Origin of the sequence: Mucilaginibacter sp. NFR10 (genome assembly GCF_900100445.1) — a bacterium.
In the GTDB taxonomy this organism is placed as follows: domain Bacteria; phylum Bacteroidota; class Bacteroidia; order Sphingobacteriales; family Sphingobacteriaceae; genus Mucilaginibacter; species Mucilaginibacter rubeus.
In genome coordinates, this window is sequence record NZ_FMTV01000001.1 from 260,871 (window position 1) to 285,667 (window position 24,797).

The following is a 24,797-nucleotide window of genomic DNA, read 5'->3' on the forward strand; positions in this document are numbered from 1 at the left end:
CCGCGCTATACGCTCATACTGCACGGGCATTAGCCACAAGGCCGGTATCCGCTACTATCGCTAACGCGCCCGGCGCACCATCGCTAAGATATATTTTATACGTCATCGCGGTGTTTTTCAGGGTTCCCTTGATGGTTACTCAATGACGTGACTACAGAATTATTTCCGGCACGTCGCCTTCAATAATAAGCTTCCCTGCCGTAGCCTGTTTTATTTCTTCAACACTTACTCCCGGAGCCCTTTCAATAAGCCTGAAACCACCTTCGGGCAAAACGTCAAATACACCCAGCTCCGTCACAATTTTTTTAACGCAGTGGACACCGGTGAGGGGAAGGGTACATTGGGGCAGCAACTTTGATTCGCCCGCTTTGTTTACGTGCTGCATGGCTACAATGATATTTTCGGCCGACGCTACAAGATCCATAGCGCCACCCATACCTTTAACCATTTTACCGGGGATTTTCCAGTTGGCTATATCTCCATTTTCGGATACTTCCATAGCGCCAAGGATGGTAAGGTTTACCTTTTTAGCCCTGATCATCCCGAAACTCATAGCCGAATCAAATATGGCCGACCCTGGCAGCATGGTGATGGTTTGTTTGCCTGCATTAATGGTATCCGGATCTTCCTCCCCTTCAAAAGGGAAAGGCCCCATCCCCAATAAACCATTTTCGGACTGTAATACTACGTCCATGGTATCCGGTATGTAATTGGCTACCAGCGTAGGGATGCCAATGCCGAGGTTAACATAATAACCGTCTTTTATTTCTTTTGCAATTCGCTTTGCGATGCCTTGTTTATCTAACATAGATTCAATTTGAAAATGTGTTTATTTGAAAATTTGAAAATGATTATGCTTTTGATGAAGCAATTATCTTTGACAAGATTTTAATTATTACTTTCAGTTTTTCAAGTAGTTCATCGTTAAAAGGATAGGTTTTTGAAAACTTACAGAGCAACAGGAAATACTCCGTTTCGTCCGCTTCTTTTGCTGCTATTTTCAATTTGTGAATAAAATCATTTTTACTTTCTGCGTTTTGAGCCTCCCGGACATTTGCGCCTATTGAGGTTCCCGATTTAAGGATTTGCCGTGCAATCACGAATTTTCTTTTCTCTTCCAGTTCTTCTGAAAACTCAATTATGTTGAGAGCAAATTCAAATGTTAGTTTTACTATTAGATTTTCTTTATCGTTTCTCATTATTTTAATTCATTTTCAAATTTTCAAATCAACACATTTTCAAATTATCTTACCGTTTTGTGTTCAATCCGTTTCTCGTAATGATCCCCCTTAAAAACCCTGTGTACATAAATACCCGGTGTATGGATATGGTCCGGATCAAGTTCGCCGGGTTGTACCAGTTCTTCCACTTCGGCAATGGTTACCTTACCGGCCATAGCCATTACCGGGTTAAAATTGCGGGCGGTTGAGCGGTATACAAGATTACCCATAGTATCACCTTTCCAGGCCTTTACAATGGCGAAGTCGGCATTAAAGGCCATTTCCATTAAATAATCCTTACCATTAAAGTTGCGCACTTCCTTGCCTTCGGCCACTTCGGTGCCAATACCTGCGGGGGTGAATATGGCGGGCATGCCGTAACCGGCGGCCATACAGCGGGTGGCCAGCGTACCTTGTGGTATCAGTTCTACTTCAAGCTCGCCGCTTAGTAACTGGCGTTCAAATTCGGCGTTTTCGCCCACGTACGATGAGATCATTTTTTTTACCTGGCGCTGCTTCAGCATTAAGCCGATACCAAAGTCATCAACCCCGGCATTATTGGAGATACAGGTGAGTTGCTTAACCCCCTTTTTTACCAGGGCGGCAATGCAATTTTCGGGCAATCCGCATAAGCCGAAGCCGCCCAGCATAAGGGTCATACCGTCGGTAATATCGCGGATGGCCTCGTCGGCACCACTAACTACTTTATTCATATATTATAATTGGTTGCTATAAATTTAAGTAAAATAAGCTTAATGCTTATTGTTATATAGATAACTTCCTACCGCACGACTGTGTTTTTATAAATGATGTTTTATAGGTTTTATAAAACAATTGGAAATTAATTGTATTAATAATTAATACATCAAATATCAAAACCTATGGAATTACGAGATGACGAGTTCAGGAGCGACGAGCTTAAACGCCCCGAACATGAAGGAAATAAAACCAATGCTTACCGGGTAGATGACGACAATAATGAGGATGAAAAAGACCTGAAACGAAGTTATTTGTTTGGCAGCTCAGAAATGAAAAGCCCAAATGACCCGGGTATGGAAGGAAACGGTATGGGAGGCCAAAACTTTGGCCAAAACAATATCACCCCGGCGGGTAATGATAAAGACAACCCCTCGCAAATGGCGGGCAATAATAACGAATACTTTAACCGCACCCAGCCTGCCGAGGAACATCCCGAAAACAGCAATTTTAAAGATCCTAACCAGGCCGGTAACGCCAACTACAGCAATGTGATCAACGTGTCACAAAACGGCCGTTCGGATGAAGACAACGGACAAACGGAAACCAGTAATAGCAAGCCCAATCCGCAGCTGCAATACCAGGAAGGAACTGCCGACGATGACGGAGATAGTGATAAAAAACAGCAAACTAATGTCCCGGGACCTAATGAGCTGCCTGATCAACAAAAGGTAGGAGAGTAGGATAGAGTCTTGCGCTCGTTTGTAACGAGCGCTTAACCTGGGTTAGCGTTTATAACGCGACTGGCGACGCAATCGCCAAACCATAGTAAGCGCCCGTTGCAAACGAGCGCAAGAAGTGATGACAATTTAAAATTTACCACTTAACCGTCTTCTCCATAAAAGCGATCAAATCATCGGCCATAGCTTGTTGCTCTTTCAGGCTCGGATGCCCCGGCGTATTTTTATAAGGAATAAAGTGAGTGTAAATGCCTTTATCATTTAAAGCAGCAACGGCCTTTTCGATATAACCAGGCCATGGCGAACCTACTTTGGTTGCGTCCATGCTGCCCAGCGCGCAAATGATCTGTGCTTTTGGATAAACCTTGCGGATGTTTTTTACAAACTCTTTATAAGCTTTAATGATCTGCTCCGGCTCCGGGGCCTTACTGCCAAAGCGCTCTTTAAACTGTGGATTGTTGGGTTGGTTTACAATCCACGAATCATTTTGAAACAGGTTGATCACTACTACATCGGGCGTATACTTTTTGAAATTCCAGGTGCTTGTTGGGTCTGTTGGGTCAAGACGGTTATACATTTCGGGCATAATGAGCGGGAACCAGCTCACGGTAATACCGATACCGCTTTTTGATGTGCAAACGTACTGCGCGTCAAAGTGACGGGCAGTAAGGGCTGCATAGCTCAGATAGCCGTTTTCATAAGGAGCGCTGCCGCGGTCTTGTCCGGTGGTATCCTCATCGGCATAACCGCAGGTAATGGAGTTGCCGAAAAACTCGATCTTACGTTTTTGGGCGTTGGGAGGGGGAAGGGCAGTGGCGTCTTTAGCTAAGGTAAACTGATAAAAAAAGGTTTTGCCTTTGTCCCATTCGGTTCGTTTAAATAGCTCAAGGGTGTGCTTGCCCGCAGGCAGATTTTCGGCAAGGGTATAAGCCTGTTTGGTATTATCGAGGTGAATGGTATTGATCACTTTATCATCTACAATGATGGTATAATAGTTTTCGCCCCGTTCATCCTGCATCACAGCCGATGCGCCTGTTCCGTCAAAACTAATTTTTAATGATGAGCCCGTCCAGTACAGTTCGGCAGCTTCATCAGTTTGATTGATCCGCCCGGTGTAGCGGATGCGCTGATCTTTGCTCTTTAAAATAATATTTTGAGCAAGACAGCTTGTTATTGAACCGGTAAATGCAATGAAAAGTACAAGAAAATATAATCTGCGCATCTTTATTAGGGTTTGGCCGCCCTAAAAATAGGAAACTTATGCAAAATCAATGCAGCAAAAAAAATCTCCTCTATGCCTGCCGTTGTTGGTGTTGTCACCAACAACTTCTAAATTATGTTTTTTAATTACGTTACCGTTAATAAAACTGGTAAGCAAATGTTGTTGGTGACAACACCAACAACGGCGGGGGGAAACTTATACAAAATTAATGCAGCAAAAAAATCTCCTCTTGAGAGGGGGCGCGTAAGGAAGGTGTGTTGGCAGGGGTGTGCTTATGCGATTGACTTGCCAAAGCAAAACATACCCCTTTATGTCGTTGTTTGGTGTTGTTAGGAAACTATATACCTGTTAGATCATGGTTATCCAACTGAATGATATTTTATAATGTGGAGTATTTCAAAAAATAACAACAATCCCACTAAAGTAATGCCCGCATAAATAATGAACCACCATATTTTTAGAGAGGTTGTCTTATTCGAAATTTTTTTTCCATTTATTAAATACAAGATTGTTGCACCGATCAGTACGAGTATTAAGGCCATAAGCTATTGCTTCTTAGGTTTGTCTGTGCCGTTGTTGGTGTTGTCACCAACAACGGCGGGGAAGCGGATAAGTCATTGGCTTATCCACTAAATATTTTTTAAGAAACTATCATTCAATCGGCATCCCAAACTGCAGCAGGTAACCATTATAGTCAAAAACGCCGAACTCGCGCATGCCGTAATTAAAATCTTCAATGGGGTAGCAAATCACCGCCCTGTCTTTCAGTTCGCTCCACAATAGATCAACCTTATCCGTGCGGATATAAAATGAGCCGGTAAATTTAGGTACAGTGAACGATGCATTATCAACAGGCAAAGCTAACATGATCTCGATATCGTCACGGCTTACCGTGGCCCAGCCCCAGTCCTCATCATAGCCAATACAGGTAAAACCAAGGTTATTAATGTAAAAATCAACACTTTCCCGTACCTGCCGGGTGTATAACATAGGAGCAATAGATTTTAAAGACATAGTTGAAATAAGTTATCAGCCCCCTCTAAATCTCCGCCCGAAGGGGAGACTTTAAATTTTAGGTTTTAAAAGCCCTCTCCTCCGGAGAGGGTTGGGTGAGGCTCGTTTACTTCAAATATACATAAGTTATTCCATCTCCGCCACGATCAGCATGTTCATCTTCCATCCGGTCAACCTGTTCATATTTTTTGAGGTATTGCCTGATCATTTTGCGTAAAATTCCATCGCCTTTACCGTGAATGATCTTGAGGTTGTTAAAGCCCATCATCAGTGCACGGTCAAACAGTTTTTCAATGGCGTGAAGCGCATCTTCGGTACGCTGGCCACGTACGTCAATCTCCGGACTAAAACTGGCCATGTCATTGGTGTGCGAACTGAAATTTCGCCTGATCTCTTTGGGAACAGACGATTTAGATACTTTAATCACGCGTTTCTTTTTAGCAACGGTGCGTAAATCGCCAATGGCAATTACTACATTCTCTTTAATGATCTCTATCACCTGGCCTGTAGTTTCCGAATCGGTGAGTTTCACCCAGTCGCCGGGTTTTAATTCTTCATCGGCAGGGGCAGTAGGTTTTGGTGCCTCAGTTTTAACGGTGTTCTTTTTAAGCTCAACATTCAGATTTTCGCGCAGCTGCTTTGTTTTTTCTTTATCGGCATTACTGCTCTTTATTTCGGATATAGTATTTTCAACCAGCTTGTTGGCGTTAAGGATAATATTCTTGGCCTGGTCTTTAGCTTCTTTAATGAGCGAGCGTTGGTTTTCTTCAAGATAACTTTTCAGTTTCTCGTTTTCGGCCAGCAATTCATTTACCTTGCGCTGCTGCTTATCCAGTTTTTGTTTGGTTTCAAAAATAGAACGTTTTTCACGCTCCAGATCAACCAGCAGGGTGTCCACCTTTTTTTGCCCTTCGCTTATTTTGTTTTTGGCGAGGTTAAGCACGTTGGCCGGTAATCCTATTTTTTGGGCAATTTCAAAAGCATATGAGCTGCCGGGTTTGCCAATCTCCAACTGGTACAGCGGCCTCATCTCAATGTTATTGAACAGCATAGAGGCATTTTCAATGCCCTCGGTATTGCTGGCAAATATTTTAAGGTTGGAGTAGTGCGTGGTTACCATTCCCTTAACTTTTTTTTGATTGAGTGATTCCAACACAGCTTCGGCAATTGGCCCGCCAAATTGCGGATCAGTACCGGTACCAAACTCATCTATCAGGATCAGGGTTTTGCCGTTGGCCTGCTCCACAAAATTTTTCATTTTGGACAGGTGGGCGCTATACGTACTCAAATCACTTTCTATCGACTGGTCATCGCCTATATCAACAAAAAGTTGCTTGAACACACCTACGACACTGGCTTCATCCGCGGGGATGAGTAAGCCGGCCTGTACCATCATCTGTAATAAACCAACGGTTTTCATACAAACAGATTTACCGCCGGCGTTGGGGCCCGATACCACGATGATGCGGGTACCTTCGTCTATCTGCATATTGAGTGGGACAACCGTTTTTTTCTCTGCCTTAAAATTCAGGAACAATAGCGGGTGACGGGCATTGTATAATTTAACCCTGGCCTCGTTTATCACCTGCGGCATTTCGGCCTCAATATCAATGGCAAACAGGGCTTTGGCGCGCACAAAATCAAGCTTGGTTAACAGGCCGTGATAGGAGAGCAGCAAAGGCACATAGGGCCTTAATTCGGTGGTTAAAGCGGTCAGAATTTTTACTATTTCCCGGCGGCGTTCAAATTCCAGGTCGCGGATGCGGTTGTTGAGTACAAATACCTCTTCGGGCTCAATGTAAACTGTTTGGCCCGAGGCCGACTCATCGTGTACAAAGCCTTTCAGCTTGCGTTTGTTTTCGGCCAGCAGGGGGATCACCAACCTGCCATCACGTACAGTTAATGAACCATCGGCAGCCCAACCGTTTGATGTGGCATTTTTAAAAACCATATCAATTTTTTTGCGGGCTTCCTGTTCGGCTTTGGCAATGCCTGTGGTAATTTCCATCAGTTCGCGCGATGCATTGGGCCTGATCTTGCCTTTTTGGTCAATCACGGCGTCTATCTTTTTAAGGATCGCCTTTTCAATAGGCAGGTGCTCAAAAAGGGCTTCAAGGTTAGGGTACAGGCCTTCACGCTCGTTAAAATAAGCAATAACGGCAAATACCGTGGTTAACGAAGCCTGAACCTGGTAAAACTCTTCTTCGCTTAAAAAAACGCCCTCTATACGGGCTTTATTGGCAAGGGACTTTATATCGAAAAAATGCTGAATAGGCAGCGCCTCATCATTAACCAGGATATTCTTAAACTCGTTTGCCTGGCTCAGGAATTTATGGATCTGGTCGTAATTGCTCATCACCTGGATCTTGTCAACCATTTGTTGACCCATTTCGCTCAGGCAATGTGCTTTTATCAGTTCTTTTATCTCGGTAAAACCCAGCTTATCTACACTGTTTTGGGGGTAAAGCATCAGGTTATGACTTTAAGTTTTTTAACGAGTCGGCTTTGCGGGCTTTCTTGCTTTTGCGGGGATGGAATCTCCTTGCCGAGTCGGTTTTTAGTTTAGTTTTTAAATTTTTCAATGAGTCGGCTTTGCGGGCTTCCGTGTTTTCATGAGGATGCATTTTTCTTGCCGAATCTATTTTAGTTTTAATATTTAAGTTTTTTAACGAATCGAGCTTACGCGTAGCCTTGCTCTGCTCTGTTTGCACTTTGGCAAGCGAATCGGTTTTACTTTTAATTTTTATATCCACCTGGTCATAAATGGCCAGCAGTTTATCGGGCTGCATGGCGTAGTACCGCATGCTGCGGTTAAAATGCGCGGTATCGGTATGCAGGCGCTGAAACATGGCAATGTATTTACCCGCGCCGTATTTATACAAACTATCGGGTATTTGCGTAGTATTATACAGGCTGCCGTCGATGATGTGCATTTCGGTTAACACCGCTGCCATAGCGTCGGGTTTGAGGACGTCGTTGGGAATACTTTTGCCATTGCAGGCACATAAAAAAAGTGCTGCAGAAAAAAACAAGGTTATATATTTATGCATTCAGTAATTTAGCGGCTGATTAATTAAGCAAATTTACGGATAAATGAGCATTGCAGATAACATCAGAAGCTTAAAAAAGGAAACGGAAGCAGATAAGGTAATATTATTGGCCGTATCAAAAACAAAACCTGCCAGCGATGTACAGGAAGCCTATGATGCCGGACAGCGCCTTTTTGGCGAAAACATAGTGCAAGAAATGGTTGAGAAGTATGAGCAACTGCCTAAAGATATCGAATGGCATTTGATTGGTCACCTGCAAACCAATAAGGTAAAGTATATAGCGCCTTTCGTAAGTATGATCCAGTCTGTTGATAGCCTGAAGCTTTTGCATGAGATCAACAAACATGCTGAAAAAGCCGGAAGGGTAATTGATTGCCTTTTGCAAATTTATATAGCCGACGAAGAAACCAAATACGGATTGGGCTTTGATGAAGCCATAGAATTGCTGCGCTCTGAAGAGTTTGCTGCGATGAAAAACATCCGCATCCGCGGATTGATGGGCATTGCTACAAACACCGATAACGAAAAGCAGATCAAGGAAGAATATTACGAGCTGAATACCTTTTTTGAAGGCATAAAATTGAGCTATTTCCGGAAAGAGGAAAGTTTTGATATCCTGTCGATGGGTATGTCGTCGGATTATAAACTGGCTATTGAGCAAGGCAGTAATATGGTAAGGCTGGGCAGCACGATATTCGGAGGTAGGGTGATCAAGCACTGGAAGAATAATTAATAAGCCCATCATGTCATTGCGAGCGCAGCGCGGCAATCGCACGAAGGCATAGCCGCCTTGTGTAGTATGCGATTGCTTCGTCATTCTTGCTATGGCCGTTGTTGGTGTTGTTACCAGCAACATGTTTTTTGCAATGAAATTTGAGTGTTCAATTTTTCAAAAACGGGTGTTCAACTTTTAAAGTTGCAAAAAGTTAAGTGGTTGATTGTCAGTTATTATGCGTTCATTGTTGCTTGAATGTGCAGCGAGTGGTAAATTAAATATCTGATTATCAATTAGTTTTGTTTTGAAGGTAACTATGAGTGTTCACACCTAAAAAAGTTGAACACCTGTTAAAATAAATATAAAATTGTTGGTGACAACACCAACAACTGCGAAGCGAAAAGATAAAAATGAATAATACAGAAAATAAAATTGAAAGTCAGCCCCCTCTTCAGGGGGCCGGGGCATTAATTATAAGGGAAGCTATTCAAACCGACTGTCCGCGCCTGATGGAGCTGGTGCATGAGCTTGCCCTCTATGAAAAAGCCCCGGACGAGGTTACCGTAACCTTGCAGCATTTTGAAGAAACCGGGTTTGGCCCTAACCCGGTATGGAAAGCTTTTGTGGCCGAAGTTGACGGCGTTGTGGTTGGTTTTGCCTTGTACTATGTTCGCTACTCTACCTGGAAAGGCTCCCGCATGTACCTGGAAGATCTCATTGTAACTGAAGATATGCGTGGCAAAAAGATCGGCAAACTACTTTTCGACAGGTTGATCCAGGAAGCTAAAGAAAGAGGTTTCAGCGGTATGGTTTGGCAGGTGCTCGACTGGAATGAACCGGCCATTAACTTTTACAATAAGTACGGCGCGAATATTGAGGCGGGCTGGTTAAATGCTTCGCTTTCAAAAGAGCAGTTGTTAAACTACTAATACTATACCTATGAAAAATCTGGGCCTGTTGTTTTTTATGGCGATGGGATTATCATCGTGTCAGTGGGGCGTTCCTAATAAAATCCCCGAAAAGTCATTTGATACCCTGCGTTATGCTTATAAAGTCATCAAAGCGCGGGCGGCAGATTGCGGCACTAAATCCGATAGCGCCTGTACGGTAGTGAAAATTAACTACCCAGTTTTTGACAGCGCCAAAACTTTAAATGATACCGTAACCCGTAAGCTTACATTGATGTTTGCTACGGATGGAAGGCCCGACACCAGCCTGGAGCTGATGAGCAAAAAGTTCCTGAAATCATATGATGATTTCAGGAAGACTAACGCGCGGTCGGGAATGTTTTTTACGCTGGATGATTCCGTTAAGGTAATCCACCAGGATTCGAGCTTAACAACGCTCGAAGTTCGGGGTTATTCATATACTGGCGGTGCTCATGGCAGCACATCTGTCGGCTTTATAAACTGGGATACCAAAGCCGGTAAAAACCTCAAACTTGATGATGTTCTGGTTGAAGGGTATCATGATAAATTAAATGCCGTTGCCGAGAAAATCTTCAGAAAGAATGAAAAATTAAGTGATACCGCATCTCTCGCCGCTAACTATTTTTTTAAGGATAACAAATTCGCGCTCAATACTAATTTTTCCATTACGCCACTTGGGATTAAATTTTTGTATAATCAGTATGACATTAAACCATACGCGGCCGGTATTACCGAATTGTTTATTCCATACGCACAGATAAAATCATTAGTACAGCCGGGTTCGGTTGTAAGTCAATTCATTAAATAAATGCTTGTTTTTAAATTCGGAGGAGCATCAGTTAAAGATGCTGCGGGTGTTACCAACCTTGCTAATGTTGTAAAACAATATACTGATCAACAATTGCTCATCGTGATATCGGCCATGGGCAAAACCACCAACGCGTTGGAGAAGCTTACCAAAGCCTACATGGAGCAAACCGATGATATGCACGGGATCTTTAACGAAATCAAAGAATATCACTACAACATTTTGAGCGGATTATTTGAACCGGGGCACCCTGTATTTGATGAAGTTGCCAATACCTTTGTGGAAATTGACTGGGCCATTGAGGATGAACCACACGATAGCTATGATTTTGTATATGATCAGATCGTATCCATTGGCGAATTGGTGTCAACCCGGATAGTTAATGCCCACCTGAACGAGATTGGCCTCAAAAGTAAATGGCTTGATGTGCGCGGATATGTGCATACCGATAATACATACAGAGAAGGCGTAGTTGACTGGGATAAAACTAAAGAAAGCATCAATAAAGATCTCCCGGCTATGCTCGAAAAAGGTATTGTAATAACCCAGGGCTTTTTAGGCGGCACTTCCGAAAACTTTACCACCACGCTCGGTCGGGAAGGATCGGACTATACCGCATCCATATTTGCGGCCTGCTTGGGCGCCGAATCGGTTACTACCTGGAAAGATGTTCCCGGTATCCTGAATGCCGATCCTAAATACTTTACCGATACGGTTAAGTTTGATGAACTCTCTTATACGGAAGCCATTGAAATGACTTATTACGGCGCAAGCGTTATTCACCCGAAAACCATCAAACCCTTACAAAATGCTAAAATTCCACTGCTGGTAAAGCCCTTTACAGATCCATCCGCACCGGGTACAGTAATTAAGGAAGATGGACATAATCAGTTTACCAAACCGGTGATCATCCTGAAACAAAATCAGGTATTGCTGTCAGTATCAGGCAAGGATTACTCATTTATAACGGAAGATCATCTGAGCGATGTATTTCGCCTGTTCGCGCAAAACAATGTTAAGGTAAATGTGATGCAAACCTCAGCACTAAGTTTTTCGGTTTGCTTTGATTTAAACGAAGAACGTTTTGAAAAGTTGCTGAACGGCCTAAAACGAGACTTTAAAGTGAAGTATAATGATGGGTTAACGCTCATCACAGTACGCCATGATGGCGCTAATACCATCAAGAAATTAACCGAAGGCAAAACTATTTTGTTGGAACAAATTAGCAGGAATACGATTCAGGTGGTGGTTAAGTAAACGTAAAAAAAGTTAGTTTATAAACATTCGGCTGTGTTTAAATACCGGCCTTTAGCCCCAAAAAGCTATATTTGGGCATGAAGGCAATCAACACCATCAGGGATTCAGCAAATATCGGACTCGGGATTTTATCAGCAGCTTTTGGTCTTAAAGGGTTTTTATTATCCAGCCATTTTATCGATGGAGGTGCTACCGGGGTATCCATGCTGATATCTGATATCACCCTCATACCTATATCCATATTGATCTTTGTTATCAACGTGCCTTTTTTGTGGATCGGTTACCGGAAGCTTGGGCTTTGGTTTGCTATTAAAAGTACCGCCGCCATTGCTTTGCTTTCATTATGCCTTGCATTAGTTCAGTTTCCGGATGTTACTCATGATAAATTGCTTACCGCGGTATTTGGTGGTGTATTTATTGGTACCGGCAGCGGGTTGGCCATGCGTGGTGGAGCCGTGCTCGATGGCACTGAAATAGCAGCTGTGCTGGTAAGTAAAAAAACGCAGCTGCTTAAAGTGAGCGACTTTATTTTGCTACTTAACGTTTTGATATTTGGAGTAGCAGCCTCGGTACTCGGTGTTGAACCGGCCATGTACTCAATATTAACCTATATGGCTGCCGCCAAAATGATCGACTTTTTACTCAATGGTATCGAGCAATACTCGGGTGTTACTGTCATCTCAACCAAAAGTGACGCTATAAGACGCGCTATAACTGTCACCCTCGGCCGTGGCGTTACAATCTACCAGGGTAAAAGCGGTTATGGAAAGGATGGCCATGTGAATGATCCCCGTGATATTGTTTTCACTGTAGCCACCCGTTTGGAGATCCCTTCGTTGAAGCAAACTATTTTACGGATAGATCCCAAAGCCTTTATTGTACAACAAAGTATTGACGATACAACAGGCGGGTTGTTGAAGCGCAAGAAACTACATTAAGAAGCTTAAAGCCGAAGGCTGAAAGCGAACATCTTTAAATAATGGCAATAGGATAGTATTTTCTGGCTTTTAGCTTTCCGCTTTAAGCCCTCAGCTTACAAAACGCTTACAGGGTGCTTATGATCATCAATGGCAACAAAGGTAAAAGTGCCGGTGATGGCTTTTTCGCGTACAAAGGAGTACATTTCTTCAATATAAATCTCAACCAAAACTTTTAGGCTGGTATTGCCGATATGGGATATACGGCCAACAAGTTCAATAATGGTACCTGCGGGGATAGGACGGTTAAAGTCGATCCTGTCGGATGATACGGTAACCATTTTTTTACGGGTGAAGCGGGTGGCCGTAATGAAAGCCACCTCATCCATCATGGCCATTGCCGAACCTCCGAATAGCGTGTCATAATGATTGGTATCGCTTGGGAATACGGTTTTGAATATCCGTGATTCGGCTTCTTTAATTCGTTCTTCGGTGGTCATAAAGCTTTGTATTAATCTACCTTTTGGCACGAAAGTTCTCCCTTCAGGTAAAGGGGAACCCTTTTTATTATAGCCCGTCCTTCCGGGGGGCTGAGGTTGCTTATCTCAATTTACCCCATTTTAAATAAGTAGCGCCCCATGAAAACCCTGCGCCAAATGCTGTCAGGATTATGTTATCGTTCTCTTTAAAATCTTCTTTATAATCCCACAACGCCAGCGGGATAGTGGCGGCTGTGGTGTTACCATAACGGTCGATGTTGATCTTAACACGGCTTTCAGGTAGGCCCAAAGCATCACCTACGGCATGGATAATGCGATAATTGGCCTGGTGAGGGATTAGCCAGTTGATATCATCTATGGTAAGGCTGTTACGCTGCAGCACAGATGTGCAGCTTTCGGTCATGCCTTTAATGGCCGCTTTAAAAACTACGCGACCGTCCTGACGTATATAGTGCAGTTTACCATCGAGGGTTTCTTCTGATGCCGGGTTCATAGAGCCGCCGCCGGGTACATATAAATGTTCCCTGCCGTGCCCATCTGTTTTAAATACACTGTCAATAACGCCCAGATCTTCAGAAGATGGTTCAAGCAATACCGCGCCGGCGCCATCGCCAAAAAGGATACAGGTGTTGCGGTCGGCATAGTTTACAATGGCGCTGTTTTGATCGGCACCGATAACTATTACTTTTTTATAACGGTTGCTTTCAACCAGGCTCGAGCCAAGGGTAAAGGCATAAAGGAAACCACTGCAGGCCGCATTAACGTCAGACGCCCAGGCATTGCTTAAACCGCATTTATCACAAACGATGCTGGCGGTAGAAATAAGCAGATAATCGGGGGTTGAAGTGGCTACAATAACACAGTCAATTTCAGAAGGATCAACTTGGGCATTTTCAAGTAAATTTTTTACCGCAAAGGCAGCCATGTCTGAAGTAGCGAGTGTTCTGTCGGCGAGGATTCTTCTTTCTTTGATCCCTGTACGTGAAACTATCCAGTCGCTGTTAGTTTCAACCATTTTTTCTAAATCACTGTTAGTTAAAATGTTGTCGGGAACATATCCACCTACACCGGTAATCACCGCACTGCTTTTTAATGCCATAAATATTATATACTCTCAAAAAAACATGCAAAGATAGAGAAATTTGACGGTTTAAAGCTGTCATGCAACTGTATGTTTATACAATCTCATCTTTTCGCACACCGATAATTTGCTGTTTATCGACACAAAAACGCATCTAACCGACACATGTTTTAACACTTATTGTACTGCTTTTACTTTTGAATCAACGATTTAGATTAAACTTAAAAGGAGAACAAACAATGGAAAGAAAGAACTTTTTAAAAAGCCTGGTAATTGGCGCAGTGTCATCGTCGGTATTGGTTGAAGCCTGCAAAAAAGATGCGGATACCGCCACAACTACTACAACTTCATCTTCCGGCAGTACTTCGGGTTCAACTGACACAGGCAGCTGCAGTGTTGCGCCTACCGAAACGGAAGGTCCGTATCCAACACATTCGCCTGCTTCATATGTAAGGAGCGATATTACCGATGGCCGTACCGGGTATAAGCTTACCATAAAAATTACGATAAACAACAGCAATAATAGCTGTAGTGCACTTTCCAGTGCGCTGGTTGATATCTGGCATTGCGATGCGGAAGGCAATTATTCTGAATATGGCGGCAGTGGTACGCAATCAACAAACTATACCTCTGTGCACTTTTTACGCGGCAGGCAAACTACCGATTCAAATGGCCTGGTAACTTTTACCTCTATATTTCCAGGTTGGTATACGGGCAGGGCTACGCATATTCACGTTCATGTGTATAACTCTTCAGGTACATCATTGAAAGTAACACAGATTGCTTTTCCGGAAGGTGCCGGCACCGCACTGGCGGCTGTTAGTGGTTATGCTAAAGGCATGAGCGGATATACGTACAATGCCAGTGATAATGTGTTTAGCGATGGGTATACGCTTGAAACTGCTACTGTTACGGGTAGCACCACTGCCGGTTTTGTATTGGCCATCAGCTTAAGTGTACCTGCTTAAAAAACCATTTTGTTTTTTGAACTATCATATGCAAAAGCGCGTCATCATTTTATGTTATCGTAAAATCATCGATATCCGGTCGGTCAAGCAATGGGATAAGCTGGTTTTTGAAAGCACCTACCTGGAATTTAAAATGCAGGCCCAGAACTTTAGCCAGGGAACAGCCTATACTTCCTATGCCGAATTGTTAAGAAATGTGCCCAGTGCCCAACGCTTAACTGGTATGGTCACCCCATCGCTTACAGGTTATATTCAGCAGCTTGGCAGCATTATGCCCGATGTTTTAAATAATATTGGCAGGCGGTTCCTTACGTTCAGTAAGTTTCAGTTGGAGATCGTCAATTCGGATATTAACGATAAGGATAAACACCAGGTCGCTGTTAATTTTTATTCCGAACCGTTGTTTTGGCATGATACTATAGATAATTACCTGCTCATATCCGCTCAACAGGCCGAAAATCAGTTAAATGTCGAAAATAATTGCATATCTACCAACCTTATGCAGTTGCAGCCGTATATAAACATAACTTCACTGCAATATCACAATTAACATGGAAAAGATCTCACCGGGACAAATACACTTGGCCGACCAAAGAGGTTTCACCAAAACCCCAACCCTACGGCGTTACAGTAGTTTCAACTATGGTAGCTATTTTAACGAGCATCGTAAGCCCTTTGGACGGCTGGCGGTATGGAATGATGAAATGCTGGCGGGGGGTAACTCAATTGATGTTACTATAGAAACCTCCGGCTGGTTTGTTTTAATGCCGGTTACCGGTGAGTTATTGTTAGAAAGAGTAAATGGAGACATTCGCCTGATTGATGTCGGAGAACTTTTTGTAGGTTATGCAGTTGCCGGTGAGCGACTTGAACTAACCAATCTTTATAAAAGTGATTGGATCAATTACATTTATTTGCAGCTAAAGGATAACGATGTAATAAACCCGCATCGTGATATGGTTTTTAAGTTTGATTTTGCGGGCAGACCAAACGAATTGATTGACCTGGTTCCAACCTGCGGAATATATCCGTTTCGATTGCATATCGGAGTATTTGGTGGCAGGATAGATGCCTTTTATCAACTGCAAAATAGCAGTTCATTATTTTACGCATTTGTGCTCGCCGGGGCATTTGAACTGCAGGAGCGTTTGATGCATGACCGTGATGGTTTGGCGCTGTGGGAGTTGGAAAAAGCAGATATGGAAGCGTTAAGTAATAATGCTGTGGTTGTAATATTGGAAATATTGAAATAGATTTTTGCCTCATCGCGTAGCATAGTACAAGGCAAATTCTTCGGATAAAGCAGGCGTCCTGTGATCTACCTGACGCCCGCCTAACCTCAATATTTATTATTTAAATAGCCATACCGCCCGATGCTTCAATACGCTGGCCATTAACCCAACGCGCATCTTCGGTACAAAGGAAAGCTACAACGCCGCCGATATCTTCTGCAACGCCCGGCCTGCCCAGTGCAGTTATGCTGCTTACCATTTTTTGGGTTTCTTCGCTGTTGCGCAAATGGCCGCCGCCAAAATCGGTCATGATGGCGCCTGGGGCAACTACATTGGCCCTGATGCCTCTTCCGCCGAGTTCTTTAGCCAGGTAACGGGTGAAAATTTCTACCGCGCCTTTCATAGATGCATAGGCCGAAGAACGCGGAACCGATACCCGAGTCAATCCGGACGATACATTGACAATACCACCGCCATCTGCCATCAGAGGGATCAGCTTTTGAGTTAAAAAGTAAACGCCTTTAAAATGTACATTCAACAAGTCGTCAAAAAACTCCTCGGTAACATCGGTAATGGCGCTGTAACCGCCTTGCCCGGCATTATTAATTAAAAAGTCGATATGATCGGTGCCGAATTTATCCGTCAAGGTTTCGCGGAGTTTTTCGGTGAATGCCTCAAAGCTTTTAATTACTCCGGTATTGAGTTGCAATGCAGCTGCCTTTGCGCCGCTTTGTTCTACAAGGCTAACTACCTTTGCTGCTTCCTCTGCATTGGTATTGTAGGTTATAATAACATCTATTCCTTTTTCGGCAAGCCTTAAGGCCATGTCCCTGCCTAAGCCGCGGCTGCCGCCGGTTACCACGGCAATTTTATTTTTGTTTTCCATTTTCTTTTTTGTTTTGATACAAAAGTAAAACAGATGGGAGGGGAGGCGTTTTAATAAATCAATCCATTATTTACAAAATTCAAATAATGGTTAAAATATCGGCGCTTTTAATAATCGTACAACTGTGGTTTAAATCTTTTAGCCAGGTAGCCGGTAGCTTTTTCTAAATCGATATCAGCTATAATTACACCGGTTGTGCCATAAGCCTGGTAAACTAAACAGGTGCCGTCCGGTGCTATAACCGAACTGGCCGATTCGGGGTAAAGCGAACCATAATTGGAACTGGCAAAATAGATAGTATTTTCCAGCGCCCGCATCATCATGGCTTTTTCGTAATAAGGGTTGGCTATACTGCCCCATTCGGTAAGCAATACCCCCTCAGTATTACTGCCCGAAAAATGCGGATGGAAAACAATGTGCGCTCCATTACGCGCCGCCCATCTTACCGATTCGGGGTAACGGAACCCTTCGTGGCAAATGGTAACACCAAATTTTAAGCCACTTATCTCGAAAATATTTCGTTGTGTGCCCGGCACCCAAATGGCATCTTCCGATGGATCTAACTGGTTTTTAGTTTGGTAGCCGAGTACATCGCCGGTTTGGGATATTACGTGTGCAATATTTAAAAGGCCGGTATCTCCATACCAGTCCATCGGCATAACAACTGCTATATTATTTTCGGCCGCCATTCCGCATACTTCATTCAATGCCGATTGCAGTATCTCCGGCGATGTTGGCTCCGGATCGGTTATCATACCCGGATATCCCGGTATGTATGATTCAGGGAAACAGATAACCTCTGCCTGTTGAGATGCTGCATCTTTAATCAGCTTTTCGGCTTGTTGCAGTCCATCATTAATTGATTTCGGGAAAGGCGGAGTGGCAATGGCTATTTTCATGCGGTGTTAATCTATATGCTAAATTAAAGGTTTGCGAATATCTGTGGTTAATATTTATCCTCTCATGTGTCACTTTTTTATTTCAACCCATACTTGGCCGATATTTATAAAATTATCATTGTACATTTGTTATGGAGATCCTTTCCAAACCCAATAAATCATCATTCACACTACTTAACGTTTACTACTATGATTGAAACTAAAGCGTATGCTGCGCAAGATGAAAATACACCACTTGCCCCCTGGACTTTTGAGAGGCGCGAAGTTGGTGCTCATGACGTGCAGTTTGATATTTTGTACTGCGGCGTTTGCCACTCCGATTTACACCAGATCAAAAACGACTGGTTCCCCGGCATTTTTCCTATGGTGCCCGGACATGAAATTGTTGGCCGCGTAGTTAAAGTTGGCGAGCATGTAAAAGGTTTTAAAGTTGGCGACCTTGCCGCTACCGGCTGTTTGGTTGACTCATGTCGTACATGCGAAAACTGTAAACGCGACCTTGAGCAATATTGCCTCAATGGCAACTCACAAACTTATAATGGCCTTGAACAGGATCATAAAACACCTACTTATGGTGGTTACTCAAACACCATTGTTGTTAATGAGGATTTTGTGCTGCACCTTAAGGAAGGAGTTGACCTGGCCGCCGTTGCCCCGTTGTTATGCGCCGGCATTACAACCTACTCGCCGCTAAGGCACTGGAAAGTAGGTAAAGGCCATAAGCTTGCCGTGCTTGGCTTAGGTGGTTTAGGCCACATGGCTGTTAAATTTGGTGTTGCTTTTGGCGCCGATGTGACGGTATTAAGTACATCGCCTAAGAAAGAAGAAGACGCTAAAAAATTAGGTGCCCACCATTTTGTGGTAACTACCGATCCAAAACAGGTTGAAGCAGCTAAAAACTCCTTCGATTTTATTTTGGATACCGTATCGGCCGAGCATGACTTTAACATGTACCTGTCGTTATTACGTACCGATGGTGTTCATATTTGTGTGGGCGTTCCGCCTAAACCAGCTCAGATTGCTGCCTTCAGCTTATTGGGCGGCCGTAAAAGCTTAGCGGGTTCAGGAATTGGCGGCATCAAAGAAACCCAGGAAATGCTTGATTTCTGTGCCGAAAATAACATTGTTTCGGATATTGAAATGATTGATATCAAAGATATTCACACCGCTTATGACCGTATGGAAAAAGGCGATGTGCGTTACAGGTTTGTAATTGATATGGCTACGTTGTAAAGTAATTTATAATTGATAACAGAAGGCCGTGCGGGAGCATGGCCTTTTTACTATAGTCATATTCACACCCTTTAAAAGTCGCTTTAGCCCCCTGCATACGAAGGAGCACCGGTTTAATTTTGATATGAAAAATATAACCACTGATATTATGAGAAACTTAGTATTGTTTATGCACATTTCGCTCGACGGTATGGTTGCCCGCACTGATGGCGCTATGGACTGGATAAAAGTGAGCAATGAGCTGTTTGAGTATGCCAACGCCCGCACACAGGTAGCTGACACCGCCCTATATGGCCGTAAAACCTTTGAAATGATGGATGCCTACTGGCCAACAGCGGCCAATGGGCCAAACCCCTCAAAGCATACTATTGAACACGCAACATGGTATAATAATACACTTAAGTATGTGGTGTCTGAAACTGCTGCCCGGCAAAATACCGATAAGATTAAATTTATCAGTGATGATGTAAAGGTGCGGATTTCAGACCTCAGAAAACAGGAAGGCGGCGAGATCATTATGTTTGGCAGCCCTGGTCTTGCCCGTTATTTGATGCAGGAAGGATTGATTGATGAATTTTGGCTGTTTATAAACCCAATAGTACTTGGTGCCGGTATTCCGCTGTTTCCTAATACGGAGATAAAGCTCAAACTGGCAAAAAGCACCACTTTCGCCGACGGTGTTCTCGGGGTACATTATATAAAAGAGTAGTGTTTTGCAGGGAGATACCTTCCGTTATAAAAAAATCTGCAACCCGAGGCAACGCCTTTGCTAAAATGGTAGTAATCATTATGTACACAAACATATTATTACATGAAATTACTATCAAAGTTAACAGCAGCGGCCCTTGTGACAGGAGCACTGTTTTTTTCAAATACGGTAAAAGCGCAAACCACTCCTGCAAATGCGTTCCGTTTAGGTTTAGGAATTGAAACCGGCTTACCTACAGGTGTTGCAAAAATTGGCACTACTTTTATATTAGGTGGTACAGCCCGTTTGCAATATGGTATAAGCAATAGTTTTGCGCTTACTTATACTATGGGCGGGTATCATTTTTTTCAGAAAGAAAATCCTGCTACGGGTAAACACTATCCAAGCTATGGCGAAATCCCTATTAAATTCGGTTTCAAAGAGTTTTTTGTACCAAGTGTATATGTTGCCGGCGAAGCTGGTATCGCTTACGAAAAACTGGAAGAAGGCTGGGGCCCGCACAGGCTTGATCTTTCGCCTGGTATAGGCTGGGCCAATAAAACCTGGGATGTAAGTGTACGCTATGAAAACTTTTCGGGTGCTAACCAGGATCATTTTGGTATGGTTGGCTTGCGTTTAGCCTACGGATTTGCTTTATAATTTCGCACTTAATGTAACTATTAACTAACAGGCCCCGACTCACCCGGGCGCGTTAGGTTGGCTGACCCTCTTTCGGTTATTACCGGAGGAGGTTTTTTGTTTATTTTCGGGTTGACAGCTAATTATTTTATCCTGATTTTAGGAACGAGAAACCTAACCCGTTTTTTTACTAAATATCACAAGTTTTGCAGCTAACAGAAGATCAGATATACGCTCTCGCACCTGATGAAGCTTCAAAAAAAGCAGGTCGTGATTTGGCTAACCCGACCAAATGGGTAAGCAAAGGGATTAGTGAAGAAGCCCTTTGGGGCGAATGCCAGGGCAGCGGCAGCAAACCTTACCAAACTCAGGTTGATCTTGGCGCTATTGCCTTTAAATGTTCATGCCCCAGTCGTAAATTTCCATGTAAGCATGGCTTAGGTTTAATGCTTTTATGTGCGAGGGAGCCAGGCTTATTTGCCAAATCAACAATGCCTGCCTGGGTAAGCGACTGGATAAACAAACGAGCCGAAAAAGAAGAAAAAAAAGTTGAAAAGGCGGCCGAAAAACCTGTAGATGAAAACGCTCAGGCTAAACGTGTACAGGCACGTGAACAAAAAGTAAGCGCAGGGATAGCCGAGCTAATGGTTTGGATCAAGGATATTGTACGCGGCGGAATTTTAACCATCCCAGAAAAAACGCCGGCTTACTGGGATAATATGGCCCGCCGTATGGTTGATGCCCAGGCATCGGGATTGGCTGGTATGGTGAGGAACCTTGGCGCTACCAACTTTTGGAACGACGGCTGGCAAAGTGGCTTCATGGATAAATTACTCCAACTATATTTAGTTGCAACAGGGTACAATAACATTCAAAATATTGACCCGGATTTGCAGCAGGATTTACGCACTGTCATAGGTTTCACCACCAACCAGGAAGAGCTGCGGGGGCAAACAGGTGTAAGGGATACCTGGCTTGTTATTGGAAAGGAAAGCCGCGATGAGCAGCAACTGACCATTGAGCAAAACTGGCTTTACGGTTTAAAAACCAACAGTTATGCGCTGGTGCTGCAATTTACGGTTAAAGGGCAATTCCCGCCGCTTAACTTTTCGCCGGGGATGTACCTGGATGCTACCCTGGTGTATTTCCCGTCGGCCCTGCCGTATCGTGCTATCGTTAAGGATTATAATATCATAAGGCAAATCGATAACGTTAATATAAAAACATTTACAGGCTGGCAGCAAGTTGCCGGTTATGAAACTATACTAAACAGCCGTTTGCCATTTCGCAGTGAAATGCCCCTTGTTATAGCGTCGCTAACACCGGTTTTCTACCAAAAGCAATGGTGGCTACAGGATAGCGAAGGCTGCCTCTGCAAAATATCAGCAAATTATACCAACATCTGGCAACTGATTGCCATAAGCGGAGGCGACCCGGTAAATATGGCCGTCATCGGTAGAGAAAATGAATATCGCCCGATTGGCGTTTGGCATCAAAATAATTACAAAAGTATCTGATGAAGGCCTGGGAAAGTATCATAAACATCGCAATGCTGGGTACTGATAAACCTACACCTGCTATTGCTGATTTGCCGGAAGAAGTAGCCCTGATCGCTAATGCGATAGAGGCCTCAGCAGGCTTAAATAAAGAAGAACGCTACCTGCAAAAAGCTGCTGTGATCTACAATTACAGGCAATCGGGTTTTATACCATTTCAAAAAAATGATCTGCCGGCTAATAAAGCGCTTGCAGAAACAAAACCGTACTGTTCACCCGAAGCTGCCGGGGTTTTGAACGCCATATTGGGCGAGGAGAACGATCAATTACTACAATTGTGGTTAATGCAATGCTGTAAATCAGGGCAATTACTAATGCCTGATGTGTTGCCGGTCGTATTTGAAAAAGCACAAAAGGAGATGGTATTGCGCAAAGCTGTTATTGAATGCAGCGGTAACAGGGGAGTTTGGCTTAGCAAAATGAACCCTGCGTGGAACTGGTTTCCTACTATAGCCAATGAGGAACTATGGCAAATGGGTACGCCAGCCCAGCGTTCAGAAATATTGAAAAGCTTAAGACTGAATGAGCCCGCAAAAGCTTTAGAATGGCTGCAGCAAACGTGGGAGCAGGAGAATGCAGCCGGTAAATTGGAATTGCTTAAAGCCATGAAAGTGAATAGTAATGCTAATGACCTGCCATGGTTGGAGGGCTTGCTCAACGAAAAAGGGCAAAAGGTTAAAGATGAAGCTTTGGCCCTGCTCAAAAGTATTTCTGGTTCGTCGGTTGTTAAACAGTATCAGCAGTTGCTGCGTGAATCTGTATCGCTAAAAAAAGAAAAGGCCTTATTAGGTTTAACTACTAAAACTTCCATCCAAATAAAACTTCCCGCCGTAGTTGACGAAAGCATCTACAAATCGGGCATCGAAAAATTATCGGGGCCTAAAAGTACGGTAACTGACGAAAACTATGTTATTTATCAGCTCATCAGCAGCGTGCCGCCGGCGTTTTGGGAAGATCAGTTTGAAGCAACGCCCATTCAGATAGTTGAATATTTTGAAAAATATGCACCTGCTATGGTACCCGCTTTGGCCAATGCGGTAGCAAAGTTTAGGCAAAAGAATTGGGTGCCGTTTTTTCTCGGGCAAAGTATGTTCTATCCGGATTTTGTTGAAATGCTAAGCGGCAGGGAACAGGAAAAATATCTGCTGAAAGCCTTGAGCAGTGATCCGCAAAATACAATTGCTCATGCCATCCGCATTAGTGATGAATGGGGCACCGAGTTTGCGGTTTCGGCCTTGCTAAAAATGGCTAACTGGCCTTACGAATATAATCGTGGTTTTTTTACCCGGCATATCAGCCTGATCCCTGTCGGGGCTTTGAAACATGTCGAAAACATAACATCGCAGCAGGTTAACCTCCAGCCAACCTGGGACAAAACCCGCAATCACTTAATTAATTTACTCGACTTAAAACAGCAAACGCTTAAAGCCTTTAACGCATAAAAACTTTAACATGTCACAGATATTACGTCAGCATGCAGAGCAATTATTTGCACACGAACTGGAAGAATTGAAAAAGCAGGACGGTGATAAGCGTCCGGCCAACTGGGTACTTTCTCCTCAATCGGTAGTAACCTACCTGGTTGGCGGGAAGCTGAAGAATGGCTTTGAGGTTTCGCCAAAATATATTGGCAACCGCCGCTTAATGGAAATAGCGGTAGCTACACTCACAACAGATCGTGCCCTGCTATTATACGGTTTGCCCGGTACAGCAAAAAGCTGGGTGAGTGAACATTTGGCAGCGGCTGTAAGCGGCGATTCAACCATGATTATCCAGGGAACAGCCGGTACAAGTGAAGAGGCCATTCGCTATGGCTGGAACTATGCCCGCCTGATAGCACAAGGCCCATCGCCGGATGCGCTGGTAGAAACGCCTGTAATGCGCGGGATGAAAGATGGTAAAATAGTTCGTTTAGAAGAGCTTACCCGTATTGGCGCCGATGTGCAGGATACACTGATCACCATTCTTTCTGAAAAAACACTGCCCGTACCTGAGCTCAATATCGAAGTGCAGGCCGTTAAAGGTTTTAATATCATAGCCACAGCCAATAATCGTGATAAAGGTGTAAATGAATTATCAAGCGCGTTAAAGCGCCGTTTCAATACCGTTATCCTTCCCTTGCCTGATTCGGTGGAAGAGGAGATAGACATCGTACGCCGCCGGGTTGAAAGCTTTGAAAAAGTAATGGAACTGCCGGCCGAACCGCCGGCATTGCAGGAGATCCGCCGGATAGTGACCATCTTCCGTGAACTTCGTGCAGGCGTTACGCTTGATGGCAAAACCAAGATCAAAGTGCCGTCAGGTACCTTAAGCACTGCCGAAGCTATCTCAGTTGTGAACAGTGGTTTATCAATGGCTGCCTATTTTGGCGATGGACAATTGAAGGCAGCTGATCTTGCCGCGGGCATCATCGGTTCGGTAATTAAAGACCCGGTGCAGGATAAACTGGTTTGGCAGGAATACCTGGAAACTGTAGTAAAACCACGTACCGATTGGGCCGACATTTACCGTGCCTGCCGCGATCTGTAATCAAAAAACCTTAAGCCA

General features: G+C 43.7%; 26 protein-coding genes. 15 read left to right on the forward strand and 11 right to left on the reverse strand.

Features of this window, described 5'->3' with window-relative positions; genetic code table 11:
• Window positions 1-151 precede the first annotated feature (151 nt).
• The 3 genes from BLP33_RS01180 to BLP33_RS01190 are packed head-to-tail and all read right to left on the reverse strand — an operon-like array spanning window position 152 to window position 1,933.
• Entirely contained in the window at window positions 152-808 is a 657-nt protein-coding gene (locus BLP33_RS01180; RefSeq protein ID WP_090523970.1) for a 3-oxoacid CoA-transferase subunit B, read from the reverse strand.
• Between the two features lie 43 nt (window positions 809-851).
• A complete protein-coding gene (locus tag BLP33_RS01185) occupies window positions 852-1,199 on the reverse strand; it encodes a four helix bundle protein (RefSeq protein WP_090523974.1) in 348 nt (115 codons plus the stop codon).
• A gap of 44 nt (window positions 1,200-1,243) precedes the next feature.
• On the reverse strand, window positions 1,244-1,933 hold the full coding sequence (locus BLP33_RS01190) for a CoA transferase subunit A (protein WP_090523977.1): 690 nt from the start codon (window positions 1,931-1,933) through the stop codon (window positions 1,244-1,246).
• A 168-nt stretch (window positions 1,934-2,101) separates the two neighbouring features.
• Between BLP33_RS01190 and BLP33_RS01195 the strand changes: the two genes are divergently transcribed.
• Window positions 2,102-2,659, forward strand: a complete 558-nt coding sequence (locus BLP33_RS01195) for a hypothetical protein (RefSeq protein ID WP_090523980.1) — start codon at window positions 2,102-2,104, stop codon at window positions 2,657-2,659.
• A 133-nt stretch (window positions 2,660-2,792) separates the two neighbouring features.
• On the opposite strand, the gene BLP33_RS01200 is transcribed toward BLP33_RS01195, so the two are convergent.
• From BLP33_RS01200 to BLP33_RS01215, 4 genes are all read right to left on the reverse strand, one after another.
• A complete protein-coding gene (locus BLP33_RS01200) occupies window positions 2,793-3,878 on the reverse strand; it encodes an SGNH/GDSL hydrolase family protein (protein ID WP_090523984.1) in 1,086 nt (361 codons plus the stop codon).
• Window positions 3,879-4,529: 651 nt separating this feature from the next.
• Window positions 4,530-4,892, reverse strand: coding sequence for a VOC family protein (locus BLP33_RS01205; RefSeq protein WP_208102442.1), 363 nt, complete (start codon window positions 4,890-4,892; stop codon window positions 4,530-4,532).
• A gap of 106 nt (window positions 4,893-4,998) precedes the next feature.
• Window positions 4,999-7,362, reverse strand: coding sequence for an endonuclease MutS2 (locus BLP33_RS01210; protein WP_090523989.1), 2,364 nt, complete (start codon window positions 7,360-7,362; stop codon window positions 4,999-5,001).
• Window positions 7,363-7,366: 4 nt separating this feature from the next.
• Window positions 7,367-7,942 carry a DUF4296 domain-containing protein gene (locus BLP33_RS01215; protein ID WP_090523992.1) on the reverse strand — a complete coding sequence of 192 codons (576 nt, stop codon included), beginning with the start codon at window positions 7,940-7,942 and terminating at the stop codon, window positions 7,367-7,369.
• Window positions 7,943-7,985: 43 nt separating this feature from the next.
• Here BLP33_RS01215 and BLP33_RS01220 point away from each other — a divergent pair, with 43 nt between their 5' ends.
• The 5 genes from BLP33_RS01220 (at window position 7,986) to BLP33_RS01240 (ending at window position 12,589) form a co-directional block, all read left to right on the forward strand.
• Window positions 7,986-8,675 carry a YggS family pyridoxal phosphate-dependent enzyme gene (locus tag BLP33_RS01220; RefSeq protein WP_090523995.1) on the forward strand — a complete coding sequence of 230 codons (690 nt, stop codon included), beginning with the start codon at window positions 7,986-7,988 and terminating at the stop codon, window positions 8,673-8,675.
• A gap of 392 nt (window positions 8,676-9,067) precedes the next feature.
• Window positions 9,068-9,586, forward strand: coding sequence for a GNAT family N-acetyltransferase (locus BLP33_RS01225; protein ID WP_090523998.1), 519 nt, complete (start codon window positions 9,068-9,070; stop codon window positions 9,584-9,586).
• Between the two features lie 10 nt (window positions 9,587-9,596).
• Entirely contained in the window at window positions 9,597-10,394 is a 798-nt protein-coding gene (locus BLP33_RS01230) for a DUF3298 and DUF4163 domain-containing protein (protein WP_090524002.1), read from the forward strand.
• Complete coding sequence (locus tag BLP33_RS01235; RefSeq protein WP_090524005.1) at window positions 10,395-11,651, forward strand: aspartate kinase; 1,257 nt, start codon at window positions 10,395-10,397, stop codon at window positions 11,649-11,651.
• Window positions 11,652-11,728: 77 nt separating this feature from the next.
• Window positions 11,729-12,589 (forward strand): YitT family protein, encoded by an 861-nt coding sequence (locus BLP33_RS01240; RefSeq protein ID WP_090524008.1) that lies wholly within the window; start codon window positions 11,729-11,731, stop codon window positions 12,587-12,589.
• 95 nt (window positions 12,590-12,684) lie between these two features.
• Here the strand turns inward: BLP33_RS01240 and BLP33_RS01245 are convergent, their stop codons facing one another.
• Both BLP33_RS01245 and BLP33_RS01250 read right to left on the reverse strand, forming a co-directional pair.
• The gene (locus BLP33_RS01245; protein WP_090524011.1) at window positions 12,685-13,068 is read right to left on the reverse strand and encodes an acyl-CoA thioesterase; all 384 of its coding nucleotides are present in this window, start codon (window positions 13,066-13,068) and stop codon (window positions 12,685-12,687) included.
• Window positions 13,069-13,168: 100 nt separating this feature from the next.
• Window positions 13,169-14,167, reverse strand: a complete 999-nt coding sequence (locus BLP33_RS01250; RefSeq protein ID WP_090524014.1) for a beta-ketoacyl-ACP synthase III — start codon at window positions 14,165-14,167, stop codon at window positions 13,169-13,171.
• 221 nt (window positions 14,168-14,388) lie between these two features.
• Between BLP33_RS01250 and BLP33_RS01255 the strand changes: the two genes are divergently transcribed.
• Genes BLP33_RS01255 through BLP33_RS01265 form a run of 3 tightly spaced genes read left to right on the forward strand, consistent with a single transcriptional unit; the run spans window position 14,389 to window position 16,370 of the window.
• A complete protein-coding gene (locus tag BLP33_RS01255) occupies window positions 14,389-15,117 on the forward strand; it encodes a dioxygenase family protein (RefSeq protein ID WP_090524017.1) in 729 nt (242 codons plus the stop codon).
• 28 nt (window positions 15,118-15,145) lie between these two features.
• Window positions 15,146-15,667 carry a hypothetical protein gene (locus BLP33_RS01260; RefSeq protein ID WP_139159907.1) on the forward strand — a complete coding sequence of 174 codons (522 nt, stop codon included), beginning with the start codon at window positions 15,146-15,148 and terminating at the stop codon, window positions 15,665-15,667.
• A gap of 1 nt (window position 15,668) precedes the next feature.
• The gene (locus tag BLP33_RS01265) at window positions 15,669-16,370 is read left to right on the forward strand and encodes a pirin family protein (protein WP_090524021.1); all 702 of its coding nucleotides are present in this window, start codon (window positions 15,669-15,671) and stop codon (window positions 16,368-16,370) included.
• A gap of 100 nt (window positions 16,371-16,470) precedes the next feature.
• On the opposite strand, the gene BLP33_RS01270 is transcribed toward BLP33_RS01265, so the two are convergent.
• Window positions 16,471-17,235: an SDR family NAD(P)-dependent oxidoreductase gene (locus tag BLP33_RS01270; protein ID WP_090524024.1), complete on the reverse strand. Its 765-nt coding sequence runs from the start codon at window positions 17,233-17,235 to the stop codon at window positions 16,471-16,473.
• Between the two features lie 107 nt (window positions 17,236-17,342).
• Window positions 17,343-18,134, reverse strand: coding sequence for a carbon-nitrogen hydrolase family protein (locus BLP33_RS01275; RefSeq protein ID WP_090524027.1), 792 nt, complete (start codon window positions 18,132-18,134; stop codon window positions 17,343-17,345).
• 189 nt (window positions 18,135-18,323) lie between these two features.
• On the opposite strand from BLP33_RS01275, the gene BLP33_RS01280 reads away from it, so the two are divergent.
• The 6 genes from BLP33_RS01280 (at window position 18,324) to BLP33_RS01305 (ending at window position 24,779) form a co-directional block, all read left to right on the forward strand.
• Window positions 18,324-19,367, forward strand: coding sequence for an NAD(P)-dependent alcohol dehydrogenase (locus BLP33_RS01280; protein ID WP_090524030.1), 1,044 nt, complete (start codon window positions 18,324-18,326; stop codon window positions 19,365-19,367).
• A gap of 148 nt (window positions 19,368-19,515) precedes the next feature.
• A complete protein-coding gene (locus BLP33_RS01285; protein WP_090526150.1) occupies window positions 19,516-20,076 on the forward strand; it encodes a dihydrofolate reductase family protein in 561 nt (186 codons plus the stop codon).
• 102 nt (window positions 20,077-20,178) lie between these two features.
• Entirely contained in the window at window positions 20,179-20,715 is a 537-nt protein-coding gene (locus BLP33_RS01290) for a hypothetical protein (RefSeq protein WP_090524033.1), read from the forward strand.
• Between the two features lie 185 nt (window positions 20,716-20,900).
• Window positions 20,901-22,211: an SWIM zinc finger family protein gene (locus BLP33_RS01295; RefSeq protein WP_090524035.1), complete on the forward strand. Its 1,311-nt coding sequence runs from the start codon at window positions 20,901-20,903 to the stop codon at window positions 22,209-22,211.
• Complete coding sequence (locus tag BLP33_RS01300; RefSeq protein ID WP_090524038.1) at window positions 22,211-23,692, forward strand: DUF5691 domain-containing protein; 1,482 nt, start codon at window positions 22,211-22,213, stop codon at window positions 23,690-23,692. Before BLP33_RS01295 ends, BLP33_RS01300 begins: the two co-directional genes overlap by 1 nt.
• A 10-nt stretch (window positions 23,693-23,702) precedes the next feature.
• Entirely contained in the window at window positions 23,703-24,779 is a 1,077-nt protein-coding gene (locus tag BLP33_RS01305; RefSeq protein ID WP_090524040.1) for an ATP-binding protein, read from the forward strand.
• Window positions 24,780-24,797: the final 18 nt, after the last annotated feature.

Excerpts from the sequence above, each read along its gene's own strand:
- BLP33_RS01220 (WP_090523995.1), top strand. The coding sequence starts at position 7,986 with ATGAGCATTGCAGATAACATCAGAAGCTTAAAAAAGGAAACGGAAGCA.
- BLP33_RS01240 (WP_090524008.1), top strand. The coding sequence starts at position 11,729 with ATGAAGGCAATCAACACCATCAGGGATTCAGCAAATATCGGACTCGGG.
- BLP33_RS01195 (WP_090523980.1), top strand. The coding sequence starts at position 2,102 with ATGGAATTACGAGATGACGAGTTCAGGAGCGACGAGCTTAAACGCCCC.
- BLP33_RS01185 (WP_090523974.1), bottom strand. The coding sequence starts at position 1,199 with ATGAGAAACGATAAAGAAAATCTAATAGTAAAACTAACATTTGAATTT.
- BLP33_RS01290 (WP_090524033.1), top strand. The coding sequence starts at position 20,179 with ATGAAATTACTATCAAAGTTAACAGCAGCGGCCCTTGTGACAGGAGCA.
- BLP33_RS01245 (WP_090524011.1), bottom strand. The coding sequence starts at position 13,068 with ATGACCACCGAAGAACGAATTAAAGAAGCCGAATCACGGATATTCAAA.
- BLP33_RS01305 (WP_090524040.1), top strand. The coding sequence starts at position 23,703 with ATGTCACAGATATTACGTCAGCATGCAGAGCAATTATTTGCACACGAA.
- BLP33_RS01285 (WP_090526150.1), top strand. The coding sequence starts at position 19,516 with ATGAGAAACTTAGTATTGTTTATGCACATTTCGCTCGACGGTATGGTT.
- BLP33_RS01210 (WP_090523989.1), bottom strand. The coding sequence starts at position 7,362 with ATGCTTTACCCCCAAAACAGTGTAGATAAGCTGGGTTTTACCGAGATA.
- BLP33_RS01255 (WP_090524017.1), top strand. The coding sequence starts at position 14,389 with ATGGAAAGAAAGAACTTTTTAAAAAGCCTGGTAATTGGCGCAGTGTCA.
- BLP33_RS01205 (WP_208102442.1), bottom strand. The coding sequence starts at position 4,892 with ATGTCTTTAAAATCTATTGCTCCTATGTTATACACCCGGCAGGTACGG.
- BLP33_RS01250 (WP_090524014.1), bottom strand. The coding sequence starts at position 14,167 with ATGGCATTAAAAAGCAGTGCGGTGATTACCGGTGTAGGTGGATATGTT.
- BLP33_RS01225 (WP_090523998.1), top strand. The coding sequence starts at position 9,068 with ATGAATAATACAGAAAATAAAATTGAAAGTCAGCCCCCTCTTCAGGGG.
- BLP33_RS01270 (WP_090524024.1), bottom strand. The coding sequence starts at position 17,235 with ATGGAAAACAAAAATAAAATTGCCGTGGTAACCGGCGGCAGCCGCGGC.
- BLP33_RS01190 (WP_090523977.1), bottom strand. The coding sequence starts at position 1,933 with ATGAATAAAGTAGTTAGTGGTGCCGACGAGGCCATCCGCGATATTACC.
- BLP33_RS01235 (WP_090524005.1), top strand. The coding sequence starts at position 10,395 with ATGCTTGTTTTTAAATTCGGAGGAGCATCAGTTAAAGATGCTGCGGGT.
- BLP33_RS01260 (WP_139159907.1), top strand. The coding sequence starts at position 15,146 with ATGCAAAAGCGCGTCATCATTTTATGTTATCGTAAAATCATCGATATC.
- BLP33_RS01280 (WP_090524030.1), top strand. The coding sequence starts at position 18,324 with ATGATTGAAACTAAAGCGTATGCTGCGCAAGATGAAAATACACCACTT.
- BLP33_RS01200 (WP_090523984.1), bottom strand. The coding sequence starts at position 3,878 with ATGCGCAGATTATATTTTCTTGTACTTTTCATTGCATTTACCGGTTCA.
- BLP33_RS01230 (WP_090524002.1), top strand. The coding sequence starts at position 9,597 with ATGAAAAATCTGGGCCTGTTGTTTTTTATGGCGATGGGATTATCATCG.
- BLP33_RS01215 (WP_090523992.1), bottom strand. The coding sequence starts at position 7,942 with ATGCATAAATATATAACCTTGTTTTTTTCTGCAGCACTTTTTTTATGT.
- BLP33_RS01265 (WP_090524021.1), top strand. The coding sequence starts at position 15,669 with ATGGAAAAGATCTCACCGGGACAAATACACTTGGCCGACCAAAGAGGT.
- BLP33_RS01275 (WP_090524027.1), bottom strand. The coding sequence starts at position 18,134 with ATGAAAATAGCCATTGCCACTCCGCCTTTCCCGAAATCAATTAATGAT.
- BLP33_RS01300 (WP_090524038.1), top strand. The coding sequence starts at position 22,211 with ATGAAGGCCTGGGAAAGTATCATAAACATCGCAATGCTGGGTACTGAT.
- BLP33_RS01180 (WP_090523970.1), bottom strand. The coding sequence starts at position 808 with ATGTTAGATAAACAAGGCATCGCAAAGCGAATTGCAAAAGAAATAAAA.